Raw genomic sequence first — 22,752 nt, forward strand, 5'->3', positions numbered from 1 at the left:
TCGGACGAGTGGCTCTCGGGTTACTTTGCGAGTTCAGCTCGGGCGGTCTCGCGAACGCCGAACAGCAGCGTCGCGGCGCCGATCACGCCACAAACAGCCGGCAACACGGCGATCGGAACGAGGCTGCCGAAATGGCTCACGACCTCGGCAGCGATCGTGGGCCCGAAGCCGACCGCGATCAAGCCGAGATTGATGCCCAGTGCGGCACCGGTGTAGCGGACGGCTCGGGGCATCAATTCGACGGTCACCAGGAATGCAGAAGCGATGGTGCAGCCGTTGACGAGGTAGTACACGAGAAAAATGATGCCGATAAGGACCAGGTTCTGCGAATTCTGCAACGACCAGAACAAGGGATAGGCGAGCACTGCCAAGCCGCCGTAGCCGGCCAGCATCACTCGCTTGCGGCCGAACCGGTCGGTGAGCGAGCCGATGAGGGGAAACACCAGCAACGCCAGCGAAATCACGACGGCCATCATCCAATAGAACGGTTGTGCACTGATACCCCGACCCTTGATGAAGAAGGTCGGAAAATAGGTGAGTGCCAGAGTCGAGGTGCCGAATGTGGCGAGGGTCAGCAACGCCGCCTGGGCGACCTTCATCGGATGCTGGGACACGACCTGCCTGAGTGGGCTTTTCGCGACCTGCTGCGCAGCCATCTCGAGAAACTCGGGCGAATCTTCGAGCCTCAACCGAAAGAATGTGCATACCAGCGTGATGGGTGCCACCACCAGGAAGGGAATCCGCCAACCCCACGACTGCATCTGCTCGGGGGACAGGGCCATGGTGACGAGGCCGACGACGATGGCGGCAACCGCATACCCGCCCGTCGTTCCCATGGGGGTAAGGGATGTGTAGAAGCCTCGCCTGTGCGCCGGTGCGGACTCCGCGGCGTACGACGCCGCGCCCGCGGCCTCACCGCCGGCACAAAACCCTTGCACGACACGCAATGCGAGCAACGCGATCGGTGCCAGAATCCCGATGGTGGCATAACTGGGCAAAAGCCCGATGGCCGCGGTGCAAACCCCCATGGCGACAACCGTGACGACGAGCGCCTTGCTCCGTCCGCGCCGGTCTCCCATCCGCCCGAAAAACCAGCCTCCGATGGGGCGGACGACGTAGCCGATGGTGAACGCCCCCATTGTCGCCAGCACCCCGACCGCGGGCCGGTCGCTGGGGAAGAAATGCCCGGCGATGTAGACGGCCACGAAGCCGTAGATGGCGAAGTCGAAGTACTCGATGAGCGAACCGAGCCCGCCGGCGACCGCTGCCCGCATGGGGTTGACCGACGAGGTGCGCGCGATCGTGCGAACGGCGGCTTCGTTGCGGCCGGGTCTGAGGTTCATCGTTGATCCTTTCGGCACATGGAGGCTCCTCTCCTGACGACGTCGTTGTGGTGGAGATCGCTGTCCAGCACTGTAGCCATCGAAACAATCGTTTGCAATGCCCCTTGAACTGCTGTTTCGGCATCGTCGTACGCGCTGTGAGCAGTCTGTGTCGCGAGGAGTATTGCAATCGTTTGCTATAGCGGAGAGTGGCCGACCGGATCACGGCCGCGAGTTCGCCTTGCGGTTCGGTGGGCCCGGTACGTCTTCGATCAGCGGTCGATGGCGGCCATGTTGTCCGCGTCGTAGCGCTCGCCGGAGGCCCGGGGCAGGTCGTTCAGGCGGGCGACGTGGCCGGCAGTGAGCTCGATGTGATCGGCGGCGGCGTTCTCCTCCAGCCGGGCGACTCGCTTGGTGCCGGGGATGGGAGCGATGTCGTCGCCCTGGGCGAGCAGCCAGGCCAGGGCGACCTGCGCGGGCGTGGTGCCGATCTCGGTGGCTACGGCCAGGACCTCGTCGACGATTCGCAGGTTGCGTTCCAGGTTGCCGTCGGCGAAGCGGTGGTTGGTGCGACGCCAGTCGTCGGTGTCAAGATCGTTCAGGGAGCGGATGTTGCCGGTCAGGAAGCCGCGGCCAAGTGGGGAGTACGGCACGAAGCCGATACCCAGTTCGCGCAGGACGGGCAGGATCTCGGCCTCCGGGTCGCGGGTCCACAGCGAGTATTCGGACTGGACCGCGGTGACCGGATGCACGGCGTGCGCGCGGCGGATCGTGGCGGGGGAGGCTTCCGACAGGCCGATGTGGCGGATCTTGCCTTCGGCCACCAGTTCCGCCAGCGCGCCAACGGTCTCTTCGATGGGCGTGCCGGGGTCCACCCGGTGCTGGTAGTAGAGGTCGATGTAGTCGGTCCCCAGGCGCTTCAGTGATCCCTCCACGGCCAGGCGGATGTTGGCCGGGGTGCTGTCCGGAGCCGAGCCACCGGTGTGGGAGATCAGTCCGAACTTGGTCGCCAGCACGACCTCGTCTCGGTGCCCCTGCACGGCCCGGCCGACCAGCTCCTCGTTGACGAAGGGGCCGTACCCCTCAGCGGTGTCGATATGGGTGACCCCGAGGTCCAGGGCGCGGTGGATCGTGCGGATCGACTCGTCGTCGAACTGGCCGGCGCCGGTGTAGAACGCCGACATTCCCATGGCTCCGAGACCGATGCGCGAGACCTCGAGGCTGCCGAGCGAAATGGTTTTCATGGCGCGGACTTCCCTTCCCATTAGTTCAGTACCGATCGGTGCAGAACGATAGTATATCAAGACCGATCGGTACTGAACCACGTTCGCCACCGTAGATCTGTACCGAGAGGTACGCTTGTGGCATGGGTGACTCCCGTAGGGCCGTCATGGGCCGGCCTCGAGGATTCGACATCGACCAGGCGCTGGAACGCGCGATGCGGGTGTTCTGGGCGCAAGGTTACGAAGGTGCGAGCCTCGCCGAACTGACCGGCGCCATGGGGATCACCAAGACGAGCATGTATGCGGCCTTCGGCAACAAGGAGCAGTTGTTCCGCAAGGCCCTCCAGCGCTACGGCGCAGGGCCGGCCGCCTATGCCACGCGTGCACTGGAGGAGCCCACCGCACGGGCTGTGGCCCTGGCGTTCCTCCGGGGAGCGGTCGGCACCACGACCCCTCCCGGAGGCCCCTCCGGGTGCCTGACCGTGCAGGGTGCGCTGGCGTCGAGCGACGAGAGCCGGGCCGTCCACGACCTGCTTGTCGACTGGCGCAACGACGCGGGAGTCCGTCTTGAGGAGCGCTTCCGGCGCGCCGTCAACGAGGGTGATCTTCCGCGCCACGCCGACCCTCGGCGTCTCGCCCGGTTCATCATGACGATGGCTTTCGGCATCGCGGTGCAGGCCGCCAACGGCCTCGATCCTGCTGAGCTCGATGAAATCGTCGACACGGCGTTGCTCGGCTGGCCTGCTTAGCGGCTGCACCCCTTCGCTCGTCCCGGCGCGACTTCTCTTCGCAGGGGGGCCGTGACAGTGCGGCCAAACTTCGGTACCGTTCGGGACAGAAGTTTCCGAGGATGACCTCCGCTCCGGGGGGCGAAGGAGGGGATCATGTCCGACACCGATCTGCGCGAGTTCTACCGGCGCTATATCGGGGCGCTCAACGCCCACGAGATCTACCGCATGGACGAATTCATCAACGACGAGACCACCCTGAACGGCGAGCCGGGCACTCGGGACCAGGTCATCGCTGTGCTGAACGGCGACATCGACGCGGTCCCGGACTTCCACTGGGAGCCCCGGGAGATCGCCGTCGATGGTGATCGCCTGGCCGCCCGTCTGACCAACACGGGCACGCCCGTCAAGGAGTGGCTCGGCGTGGCTCCCACCGGCGCCTCGTTCGAGATCGTCGAGTACGCCATCTATCAGGTTCGTGACGGGCGGTTCGTGCACATGACGGCCCTGCACGACGCCGAAACCCTGAGGCGGCAGCTCGGTGCCTGACTCGGGTAAGCCGATCGGCGTCGGCATCGTCGGCCTGAGCGCCACGGGAGGCTGGGCGGCCGGGGCTCACCTGCCCGCGCTGAGCGCCGTCGACGGGATCGAGCTTCGCGCGCTGGCGGCGAGCTCCGAAGCCTCGGCCCAGGCCGCGGGAGCGGCGTATGGCGTACCCGCGTACACGTCGGTCGAGCAGCTTGCCGGCGACGAGAACGTCGACCTCGTTGTTGTCGCCGTCAAAGTGCCTCGGCATCGCGAACTCGTGTTGCCCGCGCTGAAGGCCGGAGTGCCGGTGCTCTCCGAGTGGCCGCTCGCCGTCGACCTGCGCGAGGCCGAGGAGATGGAGCGTGCCGCCGGGACGACGCGCACCTTCGTCGGTCTTCAGGGACGCTCCTCGCCTACCTTCCGCTGGCTGGCCGACCTCGTGTCCGAAGGATTCGTGGGGGAAGTGCTCTCCGCCACCGTCGTGGCGTCTTCGACCGAATGGGGCACTCCGGTGTCTCCGAACATGGTCTACACGCTCGACCGCAAGCTCGGGGCCACGATGCTGACCATCGCGTTCGGACACGCGATCGACCTGGTGTCGATGGTCATCGGCGAGCTTCAGGAAGTGGTTGCGACGACCGCGACCCGGCGCCGCCAGGTTCCCCTCGGGCGCACCGGGCAGGTCGTTCCGATGACCGCCGAGGACCAGATCGCGATCTCGGGCACCGTGGCGGGCGGGGCGGTCCTGTCCGTCCACCACCGTGGCGGCGCGGCATCGGGTGCCGGGTTCTCTCTGATCATCGACGGCACGGAGGGGAGACTCGAGATCACCGCCGCCGAGTTCCCGCACATCGGTCCGGTCACGGTGTGTGGCACACGCAGCGGCAGTCGGCCTACGAAGATCACGCTGCCCAGTGGCTACGACGACTATCCCGGCCTGGCCGGAACAGTGATCCACACGCTGGCGCACGCCTACGCCGCGATTCGGGACGACCTCGTCCACGGAACGGCCCTCGCCCCGGACTTCACCCACGCCGTCAAGCGCCACCGACTGCTTGACGCGATCGTACGGTCCGCCGCCACAGGCCGACGAAAAGCCCTCCATCCCAGGTAAGTCCGGTGGACAGCGGCCAGAACTCGATTCGGCTATTCCGATATATGGTGTCGAAGATCTTCTGGTGTTCCCGAGCGATTACCGCAAGGATTTGTTGGTAGAGCGCGATTCTGGGTAACAGAATCTTCGTCGGTCCCGGTGTCCTGACTATTGCAATGAGTTGCGCGGAGAACTACTTTCACCCGTATGGGCATGATCACAGTCCCGTCGGCCGCGGCCATATCGGGGGCGGTTCGAGGTGCGGAATCCGCTGGTGAGGGGGCTGAGCGATGAGTCAGCAAGCCGATGGACCGGTCACGGTGGTCGATCCCGCCGGTATTCGTGACGTGCTCGGTCACTTCGCCACGGGACTCACGGTGATCACGGCCATTCATGAGGGCGTCCCGGTCGGATTCACCTGCCAGGCCTTCAGTTCCTTGTCGCTGGATCCGGCGTTGGTGACCTTCTCGGTTTCCCGTAATTCCTCGAGCTGGCCGAAGGTCCGGCAGGCCCCTTCGCTCTGCGTCAACGTCCTCTCCGACGACCAGGCCGATGTCTCGAAGGCGTTCGGACGGTCGGGGGCCGACAAGTTCGCCGGCCTGGCCTGGCGGCCTTCGGCCCACGGTGCCCCGCTCCTCGATGGCGTCGCGGCCTTCGTCGACGCGCGTATCTGGGCCGAGTACGACGGGGGCGACCACACGATCGTTGCGGCGGCCGTCCTCGATCTCGGCGCCGACGCCACGCGCACCCCGCTCATCTTCCATCGCGGCGGCTATGGCCTGCGTGCCCACTGAGGAATTGCCGGCATCCTCCAGGTCTCCTACGCCGGTGGCGCTTCCCCGGCGGTCGGACTGAGTTTCACGCTGCCGGCCCTCGCCCGGCGCTGGGGCCGTCGTCGCGCCGGGCCGATAGCGCGAAGGTCCTTAGGAGCGCAACGTCCGTTCGAGGCGGTTGGGCGCGGATGGCCGCGATGGCCTGGTCCGGGCCGTCGACGGGTTGCCTGCTGCTGACGTCGAGCAGGCCGGCGACGGCGGTGTCGGCGAGTTGGTGGCTGATGGCGTCGAGGTTGTCGTTGTGGTCGGGGTCGAACCACCAGGCGACCCAGTTGACCGTGCCCAGGATGCCGAGTGCCGCCACCCGGACGTCGACCGTGCGGAAGGCGCCCTCGGTGACCCCGCGACCGATCACGGTGGCGAGGGAGCGGAGGACGGCGTGCTTGCCTGGCGGCGGGCGAGCAGTGTGACGATCTGGCGTAGCCGGCTGGGGGAGTCGAGGTCGGTGCGGGCGGTGATGGCGTTGATCTGTGTGGCCGAGTCCTCGGTGTATTGGGCGAGGAGCCGGGAAAGAGGCGGGTGGCATGGTCGAAGATTTCCTGCTCCACCAAGCCGTGGCGGACGGTGCGTTCGGAGGAGCGCCGTTTTCCCGATGCGCCGGACTCGATGCACGCTCACGACTACGGACCGTGCGGGGAGCTGGGCGAGGCTAGGGAAGGGTTGCTTCCCCGACCTGGACGGGGTCCAGGTAGAACACTGTGAAGTCGCGGATCAGTCCGTGGTCGAACGTGAGGAATTGACCGATCCGGGTGTCCACGGTCTTTCCGGTGCGCCGCGCGGTGGCCCGCATCCGTAGGCTGATCGCCACGCCGGTCTCACCCTCGAAGTACTTGGTCTCGGAGAGGTCGAGCGAAAGCCAGGTGTCGGAGAAAACCGCAAAGAATCGTTCGAGTCCGGCAATTCCTTGCCAGTCGCCCGGATACGGCACCGAAGGCCCCTGGTGTACCACGACATCGGGGTGGAGGTGGGCGGCCATACCGGCGAAGTCGGCGCCGGCGCGGGCGCCGCCTGCCGCGACGTATTTCACCTCCTCGGCGTAGAAACTTTCGAGCGCGGCGCGATGGTTGCCGAACCCGGATTCACTGTGCTGCTCGGTCACGACGCCTCCTGGATATCCGTTCCGAACGTGCCGTGCGGGATGGTGAATGGGGCGAGCGCGCCGGCGTCGACCGGGAGGCTGGACCCGGTGACATAACGGGCTTCGTCGGAGGCGAGCCACAGCACCGCATGGCTGATGTCGACCGGCTCCATCCACGGGGTGTCGAGGATGTGCATCGATGACATGACGGGGATGATCTCCTCGTCGGTGGCGGCGGGGTTTCCGCTCCAGACTCCCCGGATGGCCGGGTTCTGGATCATGGGTGTGTTCACGTTGGACGGATGGACGGCGTTGACCCGGATGTCGAACGGTCCGAGTTCGATGGCGCACGCTTTCATCAGGCCGGTGACCCCGTGCTTCGCCGCGACGTAGTGGGCCATGTTCGGAATCGCGACGAGGCCCGCGATCGAGCTGATCAGGATGATCGAACCGCCCCGGCCGGCTTCGATCATATGAGGGGCGACCGCACGGATCGTGCGCCAGGTGCCCGTCAGGAAACTGTCGACCACAGCCGTAAAGGTGTCTTCGCTCATCTCGTAGGAGATGGCGGAAGTCCCGGCGCCCGCGTTGGCGACCAGGACATCGATATGGCCGAACTCCGCGATGCCCTGTGCCGCCACCTCATGGAGGCGCTCGAGGTCCCGGATATCGGCCTTCTCGAAAATGATTCGCCGGCCGAGTGCCTCCACGGCGCTGATCGTCTCCGTGCGATCCGCCTCCGTGGCCATCGGGTACGGCATATCCTCGAGGTTTTCCAGGATGTCGAGAGCGACGATGTCGGCTCCCTCTTCCGCCAGGCGAATCGCGTGCGCACGCCCTTGGCCGCGGCCTGCTCCGGTGACGAAGGCGACTTTGCCTTCCATGCGACCCATCAGGTGCTCCCTTGCTGCCGTTCCTGGCCGGGCAATCCGATTCGACCCTGGCGCACTATGTAACCTCGTCATCGTCGGATCGTCAACGCACAAGTCAAATCTCGAAGTGCTGAGTGAGCCAGTCGCCGATTTGCTCGGCGGCGCGCGCCATCCCGGATGTTTCACCCCGCCTCAGTGGTTGTCCGAAGTGGAGTCCCGGGACCCGGACATGAGTCTTGTCCGTCGCACCGAACGCGTCGTGGACGGCCTTCGCGTCGCTCGGGAAACAGGCCTGATCACCGGTGAGCTCGACGAGCAATGTCGGCGAGGTGACGCCCGGTGCGTTGCGGAGCAGGTTGGCCCGCGACGTCGTGGCCGACCAGGTCGACAGCCACGCTTCGGGTGTGGTGACCCTGGCGAATCCGGGGAGCCGGTAGTTGGCCCGGTGGGGCGTGCGCCCGAACAGTGACCCGTACGGGCGGTCGTTGGAGTCGATGGACAGATCGACCGACCGCGGCTCGGCGTCGGTGCGGTAGATCACCATCACCTTGGCGAGCTCGGCGTCGGGGCCCGCGAGGTGCTCGCGCGCCAGCTGGTCCAGACGTCTCACCCGCTCGGCCTGCGCGGCGCGGTAACGCGTGAGGAAGCCCTCGTCGAAGGTCGAGCTCTCCGGTGGCGGCGCGAAGCCGTTTTCGGGTGCGTAAAGATCGAGCGCCGGATCGACCGATCGGGGATCGGACTCGTCGGTGACCGAAGGGTCGATCAGCCGCTGGAGCAGGACGCCCTGACCCGGATGCGGGGCAAGGAAAACAGCGGCATCGGGCACCGGCAAGTCGGCACCGGGCAGGTCGACTGGCAGGCCGGACGGTGCGGCGGCGAGCCGGTCCCGGGGTGACTTCGCTGCCTCCTGCTGGTAGAAGGCGAACAGTGTAGCCCCACCGGAATGCCCCACCGTGACGGTGGCCTCGTAGCCCCGCGACACCAGGAACTGTTGTCCCGCCGCGACATCGAGCAGCGCCTGCTCGTGGACGAGGCTGATGTCGTTGTTCGGGGAGCGTGCGGTCTGGGTCCAGACGGCGTAGCCGCGCCGCAGTAATTCGGGCACCAGCAGGTGGTGGGTCACGTCCTGGCGCGGATGCATGAGCGACGCCACGACACGCGCGCCGCCCGCCGGTCTCCTCAGGGTTCCGCTCACGCGGGCGCCGTCGTGGGTCTTCAGTTCGACGACTTCCGTGACGACCTCGTCATGGGATGCGGTCGCTGTCATCGGTTCTCCATCGCCAGCTTGTCCTTGTCCCACTGGGTGATCCGTAAACCGGCGAGACCCGCGATGCAGCTGTACCAGACGGCGTGCCGGCATCCTGTGGCGCGCCGATCGATCGAGAACGGCTCGTCGCTGGCGACGGCGAAGTACGGACCCATCTTGCGGACGGTGACTCGCGGATCCTCGTCCGCGGTTTCGACCACGGGACGGTTCTCGGGGACGTCCAGGATGAACAGCGACCCCATCACGGCGCCGTTCGGTCGGCCGCGGGGACGGGCTGGGCCGGGTGCCAGGCCTGCGCTCGTTCGACGATGAGCTCCGCCTTGCGCTGGAGCAGCAGGTCGAGGGAGGGCTCCTGCGCCTGTGAGACTTCCAGCAGCGCATCGACCGTCAGCGCGGCATCGAGGTCCTCCTGCGGCGTCACCGGCCGGAGGGCGCGTGTCAGCTCGATGAGGTAGCCATTCGGGTCGTGGGTGTAGATCGACTCGATCGTCTCATGCTGGACGCGCATCTCGGTCGGCCAGTCGCTGCCGTCCAGACGACGCTGGTACTCGTTGAGATCCGCCTCCGATTCGACGTGGATCGCCAGGTGCCGCGAGGCGATGAAGAAGTCCGGCAAATCCTCGTCGAAGCGGGTGTAGGCGTCACCGCGGTCGGCTCCCGCATGCTCCGGGCGGAAGCCGAAGTAATAGAAGAAGGCGAGCCGATCGTTGTTGCCGATGTCGAAGAAGAAGTGGATGAAATCGGGGTGACGCTCTGGCCCCCAGCCCGCGGCGCAGATCGAATGCACCACCGGAAAACCGAGGACGTCACGATAGAAGCGAATGGTCCCGGCCGCGTCGAGCGTCGGGAAAGCGGCATGGTCGACTCCGCGCGCCAGATGTGGCAAGTCGTTCGACATGGTCGCTCCTTTCTTCCAGGCCTGCCCGGGAAGACGATGAACCCAGCCGGACAGACGTCGAGGAAGCCGTTGACGGCTACGACGAATACTTTACAAGAACGAAGAATTGTGTCAAGGTGATCGCGGCCGTACGCCAGGGTGGGCGTGGTCATGACCGAGAGGCACAGATGTCGACTGACTCCTGGGCGGGGCGATTCCCCCGCCACGACGCGGCAATGGCAGCGGCTTACCTCGAGGCCGGCGCATGGACGGAGCTGACGTTGACGGAGCGCTTCCGTGACGTCAGCAGGCGGTATCCGGATCGGCACGCGGTGATCGGCCCCGACATGTCGTTCACCTATGCCGAACTCGATGTACGCAGTGACCAGGTCGCCGCCGCCTTCGTCGAGGCCGGGCTGTGCCCCGGTGACGCGGTATTGCTCCAGGTCGGCAACTCCGCGGAGGGGGTGCTGGGGTTCTACTCGCTGCTGAAGGCCGGGGCAGTGCCCGTCGCCACGTTGGCGGCACATCGGGCTCACGAGTTGCGGCACGTCGGCGGGATCGTGGGGGCACGCGGTCACCTGATCGACGCTGCCGCGAGTGACGGTGTGCTGGTCGACCTCTCGCACGAGGCGTCGTCGTATCTGCCGACTCTCGAGCACCGATTCTGTGTGGGTGGCGAGGTGCCGGGATTCATTCGGGTCGCCGAGGCGGGTCTGTCGATCCCCGCCGAGGTGGCGCGTACGGTGGTCGACGAGATTCAGTCGCGGATCGATCCGCGGTCGGTCTCGGTGTTCCAGCTTTCCGGCGGCACCACCGGGACGCCCAAGGTGATTCCCCGCTTGCATGCGGAGTACTGGAACAACGGGGTGGCGCTCGCACGGACGCTCGGACGTGATGAACGGTCGACAGTAGCTCACGTGATGCCGTTCGTGCACAACGCAGGCGTCGTCCACGCATTGTTCGGCGCGCATGCGGTCGGTGGATGCTTCGTCGCGATGCCGTTCGGTCCGCCGGAGAGGTCGCTGGAGTTCCTGATCGAACACGGCGTCAACGACATGTTGATCGCCGGTCCGATGATCCCGTGGATCGACCATCCGCTGTGGGAGAAACTCGCCGTTACGCTGCGTACAGTGGCCTTTTCCGGCACCAAACTCCCGTCACGGATCTACGACCGGTGCACCTCGCTGGGGCAGTGGATCGGCCAGAACTGGGGCATGGCCGAAGGCCCGTATATGACGACGGGTCTGGACGCGCCCGAGGCCGCCCGCAGGGAGACGATCGGTAACCCCAACGATGTACTCGACTCGTTCCGCGTCGTCGACCCCGGGACCGGTGAAGACGTCCCTGACGGAGATGTCGGGCTGCTGCTGTACCGCGGGCCCTGCACCCTGGCCGGCTACGTCGATGCCCCGGAGCACAACGCGGTGACCTTCCGCGACGGCGGCTATCTCGACACGGGAGATCTCGCCCGCGTGGTCGTCCACGACGGGATCCGATACGTCGTATTCGAAGGCCGTATCAAGGATGTCATCAGCCGGGGCGGGGAGAAGATCAACGCGGAGGAGGTCGAGGAGCTTCTGCTTCGGCACCCGCGCGTCGCGGAGGTGGCGGTGGTCGCCATGCCGGACGAGCGGCTCGGCGAGCGGGCTTGCGCGTATGTCGCGCTCGACGAACCGGGCTCCACCCTGACCCTCGCCGATGTCACGGAGCACTTTGCGGCGCTGGGTGTCGCGAAGTTCAAGTGGCCCGAACGGCTCGAGCTCGTGCCGGCACTACCGCGTACCAACACACTCAAGATCGACAAGGTGCGGTTGCGGGCGGCGGTCGCCGAGGGAACAAGCAATACGTCAGTCGTCTAGTGGACTCAGTCGTCGTCGCCACCCCGACAAGACCGATTTCGATTCCATGACCGAAGCGTTTTTCGAGGACTGGGAGGCGTATGTCCGCACCACGTCAGAGTGTCGAAAGATCCGTGTCGCACTCGTCCACGGTGTACATGGACATCTGGTCTCGGTCGAACAGCTTCGCCTCATCTTCGGCGATCATGGCGCGGAATTCCGCCGGGGGCTGGTCGACGAAGAATGATTTGTACCAGTGCTCGTCGCACCAAACTTCCATGATCACATCGAAACCGGAGTGCCGTACCTCGCCGGTGATCGGAGGTGCGATCGGCCTCAGGTATCGGCGTGTATAGCGCTTGACCCCGGGCAGTTTGAGGTACTCGTTGAACAGCGGGCCGTGGTGATTCTCGTAGTAATCACGAAACTCTTCGGCTGAAATGCCGTCCTTCTTCTTGAACAGACCTACCACCTTGATCACGTCTTTGTGTCCTCTCGCGTGTGGCTGTCGTGGCCGACTCTAACAGGGATTGACGAGCAAGTCGATTATCAGTCTCCACAGTCGGGGCGCTCGTTCTGCCAGGTGGGCCGTTCCTTGACTTTTTGACGCACGCGTTTGAGGATCGACGCCCAAGGCGAAGATGTGGCGTCGGACACGGCGTCCTCGACAGAAGGCGGCATGGATGTCTCTGGTCATTGGCGTCGATGTGGGCGGCACCTTCACCGATGCCGTCTTGATCGACGATCGAGGTGGCGTCGCCGCGGCGAAGGCGCCGTCGACCCCTCCCGACTACTCCCATGGTGTGCTCGACGTGCTGCGTGCCCTCGCCGAGCACCGCGGCGAATCGCTCGAGGCCATGCTCGCCGCCACGCACCACCTGGCGCACGGCACGACGTCCTCGCTCAATGCGCTCGTCATGCGCAAGGTGCCGCAGGTCGGGTTTCTCACCACGGTCGGCCACCGCGACTCGATTTTCATCATGAACGTCGAAGGGCGTTATCTCGGCCGTTCTCCCGAAGAGCTGCAAGATGTCATGCGTCAGAACAAGGCGCACGCATTGTTGCCGAAGCGACTGGCCCTCGAGGTCACCGAGCGGATTGACCGAGATGGAAAAGTGGTCGTCCCGCTCGACGAGGACGCGGCGCGGGAAGCGATCCGGAGCCTTGTGGCCGAAGGGGTCGAAGCGGTCGCCATTTCCTTGCTCTGGTCATTCCGTAATCCCGCACACGAAAAACGGCTCCGTGAGCTTGTCCATGAAATTGCGCCGGATATGTTCGTGGCGTTATCGAGTGAGGTGAGCCCGCGCATTCGCGAATTCGCGCGCAGCGCGACGACCATCATGAGCTCCCAGATCGGACCCGGGCTGCGCGATTACCTCGGCAACCTCGAGACCACCCTGCGCGAACACGGCCTTGCCGGTCCACTGCTGGTCATGCAGAGCAACGGTGGGGCCGTTGCCGCGGCCGAGGCCCCTCGGACAGCTATCAGCACCGTCGGATCGATCCTGACCGGCGGTGTGGTCGGGGCGAACGCCCTGGCCGGCCAGCTTGGTCACTCGAACGTCATCGCCACCGACGTCGGCGGAACGACATTCCTGGTAGGACTGATCGTCGGCGGCGAGCCGGTGCGGGCGAGCAACACCATCATCAACCACCACCCGATCAACGTGCCGACGCTCGAAGTGCACGCCATCGGATCCGGCGGAGGCGCGATCGCATGGCTGGACGCGGGTGGCAACCTGCAGATCGGACCGCACAGCGCACAAGCCGTCCCCGGCCCCGCCTGCTACGACCAGGGCGGCACGGAGCCGACCAACACCGACGCCAACCTGGTGCTCGGCATCCTCAGCGATCGTGGTCTGATCGGGGGGCGCAAGGCACTGTCGATGGAAGCGGCGCGTGAAGCCATCCGTACCCGTATCGCAGAGCCGCTCGGCCTGACGATCGAGCAGGCGGCAGCCGCCATTTATGCGGTCCAGAACTCGCAGACCGGCGACCTGCTCCGCAAGACCGTCGTCGAGGCCGGCCATGATCCGCGCGAATTCCTCCTCTATGCCTTCGGCGGTGCCGGTCCCGCGCATGCCGCGATGTACGCGGCCGAGGTCGGCGTCGGCACGGTCGTCGTGCCGCTCGGTCAGGTCGCATCTGCCTTCTCGGCCTACGGACTGGCGGCGTCCGACGTCGTGCTGGCGGCTGAGCTCTCCGACCCGTCAACGGTTCCGTTGGATCCCCAGCGGGTCACCGACAACTTCGCGCGACTCGAGAAGCAGGTGGTGGAAGGGCTGCGGCGGCAGGGGCTCGACTACGCCTCGATCGAACTGGAACGCGAGCTCGACATGCGATACGCCGCGCAGTTGGCTGAGGTCACGACGCCGGTGGAAGCCGGAGACCTCGATGAAGCCGCACTGGCACGCGCCGCGGCGAATTTCGAGCAACGATACGCCGACCTCTACGGGGCCGGATCAGGTTTCAGCGCCGCCGGCATCCAGGCGATCACCTTCCGCGTCCGGGCGACCGGTGTGCTGCCCTTCTCGTCGGCGCTGCCCGAGGTGAAGTCCGCGGACTCCGCGGACGCCAGTTCTGCCCGGGTGGGTACCCGGCCAATCTGCCTGGACGGCCGGATCGGCTATGTGGAGACCGACGTCTACGACTATCTCGGGTTGCGCAGGGGCCATGTCTTGCGGGGGCCGGCCGTCGTCGAGCTCCCGACCACCACGGTCGTCGTGCCCGCCGGCAGCACCGGCACCGTCGACCACCTCGGCAACCTCACGATCACTGCGAAGTAGGAGAACCAAAGATGTCCATGACCGTTCCTGGTTCCGAGATCTTCCGCAGCCGGCCGATCGACCCCGAGCAGTTCCGGCGTCAGCTGCCGACGTCGCTGCAGGTGCATGACGTCACGCTGGAACAGATCGACGAGCTGGACCCACTCACCTACGAGGTCGTGCGTCACCGGCTCTGGTCCGTCACCGACGAGATGGGTGAGGCGCTCAAACGCATGTCGGGTTCGCCCATCGTCATCGACGCGAACGACTTCGACTTCGCCATCAGCGACGAACTCGGCCAGGAGGTCCAGGTCGGGCTGTACAACACGATGCTGGTCGGTGCGGTCGACCTCGCCATCTACTGGACGTTGCAGCATCGCGAGGTACGCGAGGGCGACATGTTCCTGTGCAACGATCCGTGGGTCGGTGGTGGTCTGCACCAGAGTGACGTGATCGTCTTTCAACCGATCTTCCACGAGGGACAGCTGTTCGGCTGGACGAGTGCACTGTGCCACGAACCCGACCTCGGCGGCGTCGGCCTCGGGTCGTTTTCCGTTGACGCGCAGGATGTGTTCTCCGAGTCGGTACCGACGCCGCCCGTCCGGGTAGTCCGGAATTTCGAATTGCAGGAGGACATCGCCGATCTGTGGGTGCGTCGCTCGCGCGTACCACTTCTGGTGGGCTTGGACCTGCGGGCCAAGATCGGCGCCAGCAACGTCGGCCGCGAGCGTCTGCTCGCGGTGATCGACCAGTACGGCGCCGACACCGTCAAGGCGGTGATGAAGCGCATGATGGCCGACGCCGAGGGGCGTCTGCGCGCGAAACTGAACTCGTTGCCCGAGGGCACCTGGCATGCCACCGGCTACCAGGACCAGTCCGGGACCGGCGACCGGGGGCTGCACAAGATCACCGTGGCCATGACCAACAGCGGAGGTCACCTCTCCTTCGACTTCACCGGGACCGACCCGCAGGCAGGCGTTGTCAACTGCACCTACGCGGGCATGCGCGGCGGCGTCATGCTCGCCCTCCTGCCGATCCTGGCGTCCGATATTCCTTGGTCGGCCGGCGGGTTGATGCGCTGCTTCGACCTGATCTCGGAGGAGGGCACGCTCAACAACGCCACCTTCCCGGCCGCGGTGGCCCGCGGTCCGATCGGCCCCGCGTGGTTGACCGGCTCGCTTGTCGCCGAATGCCTCTCGCAGATGCTCGACCAGTCGCTGACGCTGGGCGTCGACGTCCAGGCGGCATGCTGCGGCACGCATGACGTGGCGCTGGTGGCAGGTCTGGACACTCGAGGGGAGCAGCCTTCGCCGTTCATCAACATCATGATGGAGGTGATGGCCGGGGGCTACGGCGGACGGCCCGATGTGGACGGCATGGATTCCGGCGGACTCGCATGCATCCCGATGGGCCGCATTCCGGACGTCGAAATGATCGAATTTCTGTATCCCCTGCTGTCGCTGTGGCGCCGAGAAGAGCCGGACACGGGTGGGCCCGGCCGGCACCGCGGGGGAGTGAGCGGCTCGACCGCAGTAATTCCACACGGGTCCGAACTTCCGTTCGGAATCGTGCAGGCGAGCTCGGGCAAGGCCGTCTCCCAGAACAATGGGCTCTCGGGTGGCTACCCGGGAAACAGCGCCCGCAGCTTCATCGCACGACGCGCAGGCGTGGCGGCGTCGTTCGCCAGTGGCAAGGTCCCGATGCGCCTCGAAGAACTCGGGGAAGAGATGGAGCTGCAACAGTGCTACGAAAACACCGGAATGGGACCTGACGACGTTTATTTCGTTCAGTGGCAGGGCGGCGGCGGGTACGGCGATCCGCTGAACCGCGAGACGGACGCGGTTGCGCGCGATTACCGCGAAGGCCGCATTACCAGCGACGGTGCGGCATTCCACTACGGCGTGGTGTTCGGCGATGATTCGAACGTTGACGTCGACGCGACACGCGAGCAGCGCGAACGGATCCGTCGCCGGCGACAGGAACGTTCGAGCCACCCCGGCGAGGCCGCCGTGCTGGATGTGACGGGCGGTCGCCGGTTGAACGACAACCTCATCGAAGTTGCCGTCGACGGCTCGCGGGTCGTCGCGTGCTCCGCATGTGGTCGCCAACTGGCCGACGAACACTCGAGCACGCTCGACGTTGCCAGGTACGAAGGACCATCCACCGACGCGGGACCGCAGATCACCTCGACCGCAGAGAACTACGTCGACATGCCCGTCGTCTTCCGTCAGCTGTGCTGCCCGGGATGCTGGACCGCGCTGTACTCGGTGGTCGTGCCGGCTGATCACCCTGAGCACGCCACAGATGTCTCATCGCTCCTCGCGGGGCGCTGACGACTTCGGCGCGGCGGCGCCGGATCAACAGTGCCGCCGCGCCCGGAATACCACCAGTCACCTCGACGCCAGAGTCGTCGCTCGAGAATCGGATTATTGATGTATTTGTCATCGAAGATACTGGTAAAGAAACGAGCCCTGATCGGGGCAGCACTGCTGGGCGGGACGATTCTTCTCGCCGGGTGTGGTAGCTCCGGAGGCAGTACGGGCGCCGCCGGATCCGTACCGAAAGCGGATCCCAACAAGGTTTACATCGAGGGGGTGCCTTCCCTCGCCGAACTGTACAAGTCCACCGAGACGTCGCCTCCGGCCACGGGACCCAAGATCCAGCCGGGCAAGAACATCATTTTCGTGTCGTGTGGACAGTCGGCTCAGGGATGTTCCGGACCCGCGAACGAAATGGCGAACGCCGCCAAGGTCGTCGGCTGGAACTACAAGATCATCGATGGCGCCAACAACGTCAACAACGGGTGGGCCGCGGGACTCCGGCAGGCGATTGCCGCGAAGCCGGACGCGATCGTGATTCACGGTATGGGGTGCGGCGACGTCAAGCAGCCGTTGCTCGAAGCCAAGGCGGCCGGAATCCCGGTCGTCGGGCTGGAGAGCGTCGACTGCACCGATCCCAAGAACGACGGCGGCCCGAGCGAGTCGTTGTTCACCGGGGTCAAGTTCAGCGATTCGGCAACGACGACCGGAGCGTTCTTCAAGGAATTCGGCCGCCTCCAGGCCGCGTATGTGATCGACGCGACCGAAGGCAAGGCCAAGATCGTCCGGACGACCTACGATCCCTTGCTCGGCGCGTACCAAAAGGAGGGCCAGGACGAGGTTTTCGCCAAGTGCCCCGGATGCAAGGTCGTCGGTGAGGTCAACTGGAGCGCGGCGGACTCGAACGCGGGTGGCCCGCTCGTGCAGAAGTTCCGCACCCTGCTGGTGCAGCACCCTGACGCGAACGCGGCGATCATGAACTGGGATGCGCTCGCGACCTCCTCGGGTCTTTCGAAGGCGATCAAGGATGCTGGTTATGCCAATTCGATGATCGGTGTCGCCGGCGAGGGATACGCCGCTGCCCTGCAGCTGATCCGGGAGAACGGCGGCCTGACCGCGGAGCCGGCGGCCATTGACGCCAAATGGCTCGGGTGGGCAGGCGTCGACACCCTGAACCGCGTTCTGCACGGTGAGCAGCCGGTGCCCGAGGGGGTCGGCTTCCGGCTGGTCGACAAGGACCACAACATGATGCCCGACGGACAGGACTACCAGACACCCGTCGATTACCGGGGCGTCTACAAGAAGTCATGGGGAGTCGCAGATTAGCCGGCGGCCCAGGCGCGTCAAGTGAATACTGTTCGAAAGGACGACGATGTCCATGGAGTCACGCACGATCATTGTCACCGGTGGTGGCAGTGGCATTGGCGCCGCGACCGCGGCACACCTCGCGTCGCTGGGCGCACACGTGGCGCTTGTCGATGTGACCGACGCGGGGGCGAAAGTCGCCCACGAAATCCGATCCTCGGGCGGGAGCGCCGAATTCTTCCACGCCGATGTCGGCTCGGACGCCGCGGTGGAAGCGATGGTCCGGGCGGTCGTCGAAAGATTCGGAAGGGTCGACGGCGCTTTCAACAACGCGGGGATCGAGCAGTGCAACCTACCTTTGCACGAAATCAGTGCAGAGCAATGGGAAAGAGCCATCCGGATCGACTTGTCCGGAGTGTTCAATTGCCTCAAGTATGAGGCTCTCGCGATGCTCGAAACCGGTGGGGCGATCGTGAACACCGCCAGCGGGTTCGGCAAGGTCGCGGCCGCCAACGCGTCGGAATATGTTGCGGCCAAGCACGGGGTGATCGGCCTGACCCTGGCTGCGGCCGCCGACTATGGTCGGCGCGGAATCCGCGTCAACGCCATTCTGCCCGGTGTGACCAATACGCCGATGATTGCGCGCGTGTCGCAGGACCCGCGATTCGCCGAACAGTTCGACGCAGTCCGCGCCCGGCACCTCATGGGACGTTTTGCCGAACCCATCGAAATTGCGGAGGCGGTGGCGTGGCTGCTCTCCGAGCACTCGAGTTTCGTCACCGGCGCGGCACTGGCCGTCGACGGCGGCTTTCTCGCGAACTAGATCGAGCTGAATGTTGCGGGTGGCGCGTTCTGCACAGCGAAACGCTGCTGGTGTCGCTGGTAGCCGCGGGTGAATATGACTTTCAGCTTTTCCCGAAGCCGCTGAATTGTGAACGGAGGCGGTGTCATGCAGGCGGTCGACAATGTAGTCGCCGCGCTGGCGCGCGGTGGGATGGTGGTCGTGGCCGATGACGACGACCGCGAGAACGAGGGCGATCTGGTGATGGCCGCCGACGCGATGACCGACGCCGACATGGTGTTCTATCTCCGGCACGGCAGCGGCATCGTGTGCGCCACCGTCACCGAAGAGCGGGCCGGCGAACTGGACCTGCCGTTGATGGTGCAGGACAACACCGACCCGCACGGCACGGCGTTCACCGTGTCCGTCGACCACGTCAGCACGGGGACCGGGATATCGGCGGCCGACCGTGCCGCGACTGTCCGTGCGGTGGCCGACCCGACGACGCGACCGGAGTGCCTTCGCCGGCCGGGACATGTGTTCCCCTTACGGGCTCGCCAAGGCGGGGTGCTCAAACGAGCCGGCCACACGGAGGCGTCGATCGACCTGCTCAGGCTCTCGGGCCGGCGCGAGGTCGGCGTCATCACCGAACTGGTCGGCGTCGACGGCCGGGCGCTCGCCGGGCACGAGCTCGATCGGTTCGCCGCGGACCACGGCTTGCCGCTGGTGCGGATCTGCGATCTCGTGCGGCACCGCCGTACCAGCGAACAACTGGTCACGCGCAGCGGCGAAGCAACACTGCCGACCGGCCATGGTGCGTTCCACGCAGTCGCCTACCGATCGGCAACCGACAACGCCGAACACCTCGCACTCGTGTACGGGAATCTCGCGGCCGCCACCAGCGACGGCGCTGCCGTACTGGTGCGCGTCCACAGCGAGTGCCTCACCGGTGACCTCTTCGCGTCCGCCCGTTGCGACTGCGGCCACCAACTCCAGCAGTCGCTGGCCCGCATCGCCGAGGCAGGCGTCGGAGTACTCGTCTATTTACGCGGTCACGAGGGCCGCGGCATCGGACTCGGTCACAAACTGCGCGCCTACGCCCTCCAGGATGCCGGCCGGGACACCGTCGACGCCAACCTCGACCTTGGCTTGCCGGTCGACGGCCGTGAATACGGCATCGGGGCGGCGATGCTGACCGACCTGGGCGTGCACCGGATTCAATTGCTCACGAACAATCCACACAAATATTCAGGCCTGCGCGGATACGACCTGGAAATCGTCGGGCAGATCGACGTACCGCCACTGGTGACCAGCCACAACCTCGCATATCTGACCACGAAACGCGACCGGATGGGCCACCGCATCACATTGCCGGCAAGGCCTTCCGACAGTCGCCTTTGAGTTCCGGCGTTTCACGATCCAAAAACGGCCCTGACCGACCGCGACACTTCAAGGAGCGCCATGACCCCCGCGCATGTCACCGTGACCAGTGGCCGGCTCGAAGGCGCCACGACGCCGGACGGACGAGTTCGTGCGTTCCTCGGCGTGCCGTATGCCGCACCACCGGTCGGTGACCTGCGCTGGCGGCCGCCACACCCGGTGCGGCCGTGGAGTGGAACGCGTCCCGCTCAGCGTTTCGCACCCAGCGCGCCCCAACCCGTCGTCGCGACGAACTCGCTGTACTCCGGCGGCGAACGGGAGTTCAGCGAGGATTGCCTCTACCTCAACGTGTGGACCGGCCCCAGCGGCGACACGGGGCGCCCTGTGCTCGTCTGGCTGCACTTCGGCGGCTTCCAGTTCGGCTCGGGTGCCAACCCGCTTTACGACGGGGCGGTGCTGGCCCGCGAGGGGGCGACGGTCGTCAGCATCAACTACCGGCTCGGGCGGCTGGGTTTCCTTGCCCACCCGGCGTTATCGGCGGAATCCGATCGAGGTGTCTCGGGCAACTACGGCATGCTCGACCAGCTCGCGGCGCTGCGGTGGGTGCGCGACAACATCGAGGCGTTCGGGGGAGACCCGGCCCGGGTGACGTTGTTCGGAGTTTCCGCCGGTGGCCACAGCGTGCACAACCTGCGCGCGTCCGAACTGGCGGACGGATTGTTCCACCGGGCGGCGGCACACAGCGGCCCTGGAGTCGCGCCCGTCCTGGACGGTCCCGGTCATCCGGCGAACCCGCAGACTCTCGCGGCCGGTGAGCAGGCAGGAACCGAGTTGGCGGACCTGCTCGGCGCACGGACGGCTGCTCAGCTGCGTGCGTTGCCCGCCGAAACCCTCGCTGCGGCAACGCTTCCGCGCGCAAACGGGCCGTGGTCATTCGAGCTGCTGCCCGGTGTGCGCACCAGCATGCACGTCTTCGACTCGGCCTATCCGGTCGTCGACGGCTACGTGCTGCGCGAGTCGCCGCTGACGGCATACGAAAGCGGGCGCGCGCTCGACGTGCCGATGATCGTCGGCAACGTCGGGAACGAGGGATCCGGCCTGCCCTGCCTGACGACCTTGCCGGACTACCACGAGTACGCCCACCGCGAGTACGGACCTCACGCCGATCGGCTTCTCTCGCTCTACCCGGCAACGTCGGATGCCGATGTACCAGCCGCCAGCCGCGCGCTCGAGGGCGACCGGGTTTTCGTCTGGTCGAATTGGACCGCCGCGCGCCTGCAGTCCCGATCGGGAGGTAGCCCGATATGGCATTACGGCTTCCTTCGGCAACCGCCGATCAGCCAGGACAGTGACCTGGTGGAGGAGTCGTTCGCCGCCGCGTTTCACGGTGCCGAGTTGCCCTATCTGTTCGGCACATACGACGTGTGGAAGTGGCCGTGGACCGAGGCCGACAGGGCGCTCGGACGTCTGATGCGCGGCACTTGGCTGGCGTTCGCCCGTACTGGCGATCCGACGGTGGCTGAGGACTTCGGCGCCGAAATCCCGTTGTGGCCGGAGTTTTCCGCAGACGCGCCGTCCACCTTGGTGTGGGATTTGCCGGGGCCGCGGGTGTCGGATGTCGTGTCGCATGAGCGGATGGCTGCGTTCGACGTGGTCAATGGCGTGGCGGTGGGTGGGTTGTCATGAGTTCTGTTCGCACCGGGGTGGCCAGTGAGTCCTCCTCTCCGCTGGTGGTTCCGGCTCCGGTGGAGGCGCGACCGGCCTATGCCATTACATCCGTGGACAACGCTTTGCGTCTGGTGCAAATACTGACACGCGATGGGTCTGTGCGGGTGAGTGAGGCTGCGGCCGAACTCGGGGTCGCCAAATCCACTGCGCACCGGTTGCTGGGAATGTTGTGTTATCGGGGTTTTGCGTGTAAGGATGGCGATCGCCTTTATCGAGGTGGTCCGGCGCTCGGCTCGATGCGCCGTGGCGATTCGCGTCAGGACGATTTGTGTGCGGTGGCTCGGCCGTTCCTCGAGCGGGTGCAGCGCGAATTCAATGAGACAGTGCACCTGATGGTTTTGCGTCGCACAAATGTGGAGTTCTTGACAAGCCTGGAATGCAACCGGTCGCTGCGGGTCAGTTCGCGTGTCGGCGCTTTGATGAGTGCGTACCGCACCTCTGGTGGGCAAGCGTTACTCGCCGCGCTCGATGACGCCGAACTTGCGCGGCGTTTCCGCGATGGACCACCTGACGCCGGATTGGAGTGGGAAGAGGTCCGGCGGGTGCTTGCCGCTGTGCGCCGTCGTGGTTATGGCATCAACGACGGATCCACCGAGCGCGGAGTGGTGGCCATCGGCGCTTGTGTGCGTGGTCCTGATCGCGAACCTGTTGCCGCATTGTGTATTTCGGCTCCGTCGCTGCGATTGCAGCGGCGCCATTTTCCGCAGGCCGCCCAGGTCCTGCATCGTCATATTGCGCTGCTTGAAGCCGAGCTGGCGCGCACGTCCCTTGACCGGCCCGGTCCCAAGCGGCCGGCTGAATGAAATGAGTTGG

21 protein-coding genes are annotated in these 22,752 nt (G+C 65.8%); 12 read left to right on the forward strand and 9 right to left on the reverse strand.

Translation table 11 applies throughout. From position 1 onward, the window contains the following. Positions 1 to 20 precede the first annotated feature (20 nt). Both GKO32_RS13210 and GKO32_RS13215 read right to left on the reverse strand, forming a co-directional pair. Positions 21 to 1,343: an MFS transporter gene (locus tag GKO32_RS13210; protein ID WP_208024392.1), complete on the reverse strand. Its 1,323-nt coding sequence runs from the start codon at positions 1,341 to 1,343 to the stop codon at positions 21 to 23. Between the two features lie 251 nt (positions 1,344 to 1,594). Next, positions 1,595 to 2,566, reverse strand: coding sequence for an aldo/keto reductase (locus tag GKO32_RS13215; protein ID WP_154757131.1), 972 nt, complete (start codon positions 2,564 to 2,566; stop codon positions 1,595 to 1,597). Positions 2,567 to 2,688: 122 nt separating this feature from the next. Here GKO32_RS13215 and GKO32_RS13220 point away from each other — a divergent pair, with 122 nt between their 5' ends. The 4 genes from GKO32_RS13220 (at position 2,689) to GKO32_RS13235 (ending at position 5,688) form a co-directional block, all read left to right on the forward strand. Further along, entirely contained in the window at positions 2,689 to 3,294 is a 606-nt protein-coding gene (locus tag GKO32_RS13220; protein WP_154757132.1) for a TetR/AcrR family transcriptional regulator, read from the forward strand. A gap of 135 nt (positions 3,295 to 3,429) precedes the next feature. Continuing rightward, positions 3,430 to 3,822: an ester cyclase gene (locus GKO32_RS13225; protein ID WP_154757133.1), complete on the forward strand. Its 393-nt coding sequence runs from the start codon at positions 3,430 to 3,432 to the stop codon at positions 3,820 to 3,822. Next, on the forward strand, positions 3,815 to 4,915 hold the full coding sequence (locus GKO32_RS40135) for a Gfo/Idh/MocA family protein (protein WP_312867857.1): 1,101 nt from the start codon (positions 3,815 to 3,817) through the stop codon (positions 4,913 to 4,915). Before GKO32_RS13225 ends, GKO32_RS40135 begins: the two co-directional genes overlap by 8 nt. 269 nt (positions 4,916 to 5,184) lie before the next feature. Next, positions 5,185 to 5,688 carry a flavin reductase family protein gene (locus tag GKO32_RS13235; RefSeq protein WP_154757134.1) on the forward strand — a complete coding sequence of 168 codons (504 nt, stop codon included), beginning with the start codon at positions 5,185 to 5,187 and terminating at the stop codon, positions 5,686 to 5,688. Between the two features lie 64 nt (positions 5,689 to 5,752). Here GKO32_RS13235 and GKO32_RS13240 read toward each other — a convergent pair whose 3' ends face one another. The 6 genes from GKO32_RS13240 to GKO32_RS13265 form a co-directional block, all read right to left on the reverse strand. Continuing rightward, on the reverse strand, positions 5,753 to 6,253 hold the full coding sequence (locus tag GKO32_RS13240) for a TetR-type transcription factor C-terminal domain-containing protein (RefSeq protein ID WP_246243620.1): 501 nt from the start codon (positions 6,251 to 6,253) through the stop codon (positions 5,753 to 5,755). A 123-nt stretch (positions 6,254 to 6,376) separates the two neighbouring features. Further along, a complete protein-coding gene (locus tag GKO32_RS13245; protein ID WP_154757136.1) occupies positions 6,377 to 6,826 on the reverse strand; it encodes a nuclear transport factor 2 family protein in 450 nt (149 codons plus the stop codon). Beyond that, positions 6,823 to 7,698 (reverse strand): mycofactocin-coupled SDR family oxidoreductase, encoded by an 876-nt coding sequence (locus GKO32_RS13250; protein WP_246243623.1) that lies wholly within the window; start codon positions 7,696 to 7,698, stop codon positions 6,823 to 6,825. Before GKO32_RS13250 ends, GKO32_RS13245 begins: the two co-directional genes overlap by 4 nt. 94 nt (positions 7,699 to 7,792) lie before the next feature. Continuing rightward, positions 7,793 to 8,944: an alpha/beta hydrolase family protein gene (locus tag GKO32_RS13255; protein WP_154757137.1), complete on the reverse strand. Its 1,152-nt coding sequence runs from the start codon at positions 8,942 to 8,944 to the stop codon at positions 7,793 to 7,795. After that, positions 8,941 to 9,186 carry a hypothetical protein gene (locus tag GKO32_RS13260; RefSeq protein ID WP_154757138.1) on the reverse strand — a complete coding sequence of 82 codons (246 nt, stop codon included), beginning with the start codon at positions 9,184 to 9,186 and terminating at the stop codon, positions 8,941 to 8,943. Before GKO32_RS13260 ends, GKO32_RS13255 begins: the two co-directional genes overlap by 4 nt. Further along, positions 9,186 to 9,842 carry a VOC family protein gene (locus tag GKO32_RS13265; RefSeq protein ID WP_154757139.1) on the reverse strand — a complete coding sequence of 219 codons (657 nt, stop codon included), beginning with the start codon at positions 9,840 to 9,842 and terminating at the stop codon, positions 9,186 to 9,188. The genes GKO32_RS13260 and GKO32_RS13265 overlap by 1 nt, the downstream gene beginning before the upstream one ends. A 215-nt stretch (positions 9,843 to 10,057) precedes the next feature. Here GKO32_RS13265 and GKO32_RS13270 point away from each other — a divergent pair, with 215 nt between their 5' ends. After that, positions 10,058 to 11,683 carry an AMP-binding protein gene (locus GKO32_RS13270; RefSeq protein WP_208024393.1) on the forward strand — a complete coding sequence of 542 codons (1,626 nt, stop codon included), beginning with the start codon at positions 10,058 to 10,060 and terminating at the stop codon, positions 11,681 to 11,683. Positions 11,684 to 11,777: 94 nt separating this feature from the next. Here GKO32_RS13270 and GKO32_RS13275 read toward each other — a convergent pair whose 3' ends face one another. Next, positions 11,778 to 12,143, reverse strand: coding sequence for an EthD domain-containing protein (locus tag GKO32_RS13275; RefSeq protein ID WP_154757141.1), 366 nt, complete (start codon positions 12,141 to 12,143; stop codon positions 11,778 to 11,780). 202 nt (positions 12,144 to 12,345) lie between these two features. Between GKO32_RS13275 and GKO32_RS13280 the strand changes: the two genes are divergently transcribed. The 7 genes from GKO32_RS13280 to GKO32_RS13310 all read left to right on the forward strand — a co-directional run bounded on the left by GKO32_RS13280 (position 12,346) and on the right by GKO32_RS13310 (position 22,742). Next, the gene (locus GKO32_RS13280; RefSeq protein WP_154757142.1) at positions 12,346 to 14,448 is read left to right on the forward strand and encodes a hydantoinase/oxoprolinase family protein; all 2,103 of its coding nucleotides are present in this window, start codon (positions 12,346 to 12,348) and stop codon (positions 14,446 to 14,448) included. 11 nt (positions 14,449 to 14,459) lie between these two features. Then, positions 14,460 to 16,760, forward strand: a complete 2,301-nt coding sequence (locus GKO32_RS13285) for a hydantoinase B/oxoprolinase family protein (protein ID WP_154757143.1) — start codon at positions 14,460 to 14,462, stop codon at positions 16,758 to 16,760. Positions 16,761 to 17,021: 261 nt separating this feature from the next. After that, positions 17,022 to 18,071 carry a sugar ABC transporter substrate-binding protein gene (locus tag GKO32_RS13290; protein ID WP_166459527.1) on the forward strand — a complete coding sequence of 350 codons (1,050 nt, stop codon included), beginning with the start codon at positions 17,022 to 17,024 and terminating at the stop codon, positions 18,069 to 18,071. Positions 18,072 to 18,123: 52 nt separating this feature from the next. Further along, entirely contained in the window at positions 18,124 to 18,873 is a 750-nt protein-coding gene (locus GKO32_RS13295) for an SDR family NAD(P)-dependent oxidoreductase (RefSeq protein ID WP_208024394.1), read from the forward strand. Positions 18,874 to 18,999: 126 nt separating this feature from the next. Further along, the gene (ribA, locus tag GKO32_RS13300) at positions 19,000 to 20,232 is read left to right on the forward strand and encodes a GTP cyclohydrolase II (RefSeq protein ID WP_154757146.1); all 1,233 of its coding nucleotides are present in this window, start codon (positions 19,000 to 19,002) and stop codon (positions 20,230 to 20,232) included. Between the two features lie 60 nt (positions 20,233 to 20,292). Beyond that, positions 20,293 to 21,897, forward strand: a complete 1,605-nt coding sequence (locus GKO32_RS13305) for a carboxylesterase/lipase family protein (RefSeq protein WP_154757147.1) — start codon at positions 20,293 to 20,295, stop codon at positions 21,895 to 21,897. Further along, entirely contained in the window at positions 21,894 to 22,742 is an 849-nt protein-coding gene (locus GKO32_RS13310) for an IclR family transcriptional regulator (RefSeq protein ID WP_154757148.1), read from the forward strand. Before GKO32_RS13305 ends, GKO32_RS13310 begins: the two co-directional genes overlap by 4 nt. The last annotated feature ends 10 nt before the right edge of the window (positions 22,743 to 22,752 follow it).

The sequence above is a fragment of the Amycolatopsis pithecellobii genome, from assembly GCF_009707865.1.
GTDB classification, from domain to species: domain Bacteria; phylum Actinomycetota; class Actinomycetes; order Mycobacteriales; family Pseudonocardiaceae; genus Amycolatopsis_E; species Amycolatopsis_E pithecellobii.

What these genes read in the sequence shown, in the direction of transcription:
- GKO32_RS13280 (WP_154757142.1), top strand. Translation starts at nt 12,346, where the DNA reads ATGTCTCTGGTCATTGGCGTCGATGTGGGCGGCACCTTCACCGATGCC.
- GKO32_RS13220 (WP_154757132.1), top strand. Translation starts at nt 2,689, where the DNA reads ATGGGTGACTCCCGTAGGGCCGTCATGGGCCGGCCTCGAGGATTCGAC.
- GKO32_RS13255 (WP_154757137.1), bottom strand. Translation starts at nt 8,944, where the DNA reads ATGACAGCGACCGCATCCCATGACGAGGTCGTCACGGAAGTCGTCGAA.
- GKO32_RS13305 (WP_154757147.1), top strand. Translation starts at nt 20,293, where the DNA reads ATGACCCCCGCGCATGTCACCGTGACCAGTGGCCGGCTCGAAGGCGCC.
- GKO32_RS13240 (WP_246243620.1), bottom strand. Translation starts at nt 6,253, where the DNA reads ATGCCACCCGCCTCTTTCCCGGCTCCTCGCCCAATACACCGAGGACTC.
- GKO32_RS13225 (WP_154757133.1), top strand. Translation starts at nt 3,430, where the DNA reads ATGTCCGACACCGATCTGCGCGAGTTCTACCGGCGCTATATCGGGGCG.
- GKO32_RS13235 (WP_154757134.1), top strand. Translation starts at nt 5,185, where the DNA reads ATGAGTCAGCAAGCCGATGGACCGGTCACGGTGGTCGATCCCGCCGGT.
- GKO32_RS13285 (WP_154757143.1), top strand. Translation starts at nt 14,460, where the DNA reads ATGTCCATGACCGTTCCTGGTTCCGAGATCTTCCGCAGCCGGCCGATC.
- ribA (WP_154757146.1), top strand. Translation starts at nt 19,000, where the DNA reads ATGCAGGCGGTCGACAATGTAGTCGCCGCGCTGGCGCGCGGTGGGATG.
- GKO32_RS13295 (WP_208024394.1), top strand. Translation starts at nt 18,124, where the DNA reads ATGGAGTCACGCACGATCATTGTCACCGGTGGTGGCAGTGGCATTGGC.
- GKO32_RS13310 (WP_154757148.1), top strand. Translation starts at nt 21,894, where the DNA reads ATGAGTTCTGTTCGCACCGGGGTGGCCAGTGAGTCCTCCTCTCCGCTG.
- GKO32_RS13270 (WP_208024393.1), top strand. Translation starts at nt 10,058, where the DNA reads ATGGCAGCGGCTTACCTCGAGGCCGGCGCATGGACGGAGCTGACGTTG.
- GKO32_RS13250 (WP_246243623.1), bottom strand. Translation starts at nt 7,698, where the DNA reads ATGGGTCGCATGGAAGGCAAAGTCGCCTTCGTCACCGGAGCAGGCCGC.
- GKO32_RS13260 (WP_154757138.1), bottom strand. Translation starts at nt 9,186, where the DNA reads ATGGGGTCGCTGTTCATCCTGGACGTCCCCGAGAACCGTCCCGTGGTC.
- GKO32_RS13265 (WP_154757139.1), bottom strand. Translation starts at nt 9,842, where the DNA reads ATGTCGAACGACTTGCCACATCTGGCGCGCGGAGTCGACCATGCCGCT.
- GKO32_RS13215 (WP_154757131.1), bottom strand. Translation starts at nt 2,566, where the DNA reads ATGAAAACCATTTCGCTCGGCAGCCTCGAGGTCTCGCGCATCGGTCTC.
- GKO32_RS13210 (WP_208024392.1), bottom strand. Translation starts at nt 1,343, where the DNA reads ATGAACCTCAGACCCGGCCGCAACGAAGCCGCCGTTCGCACGATCGCG.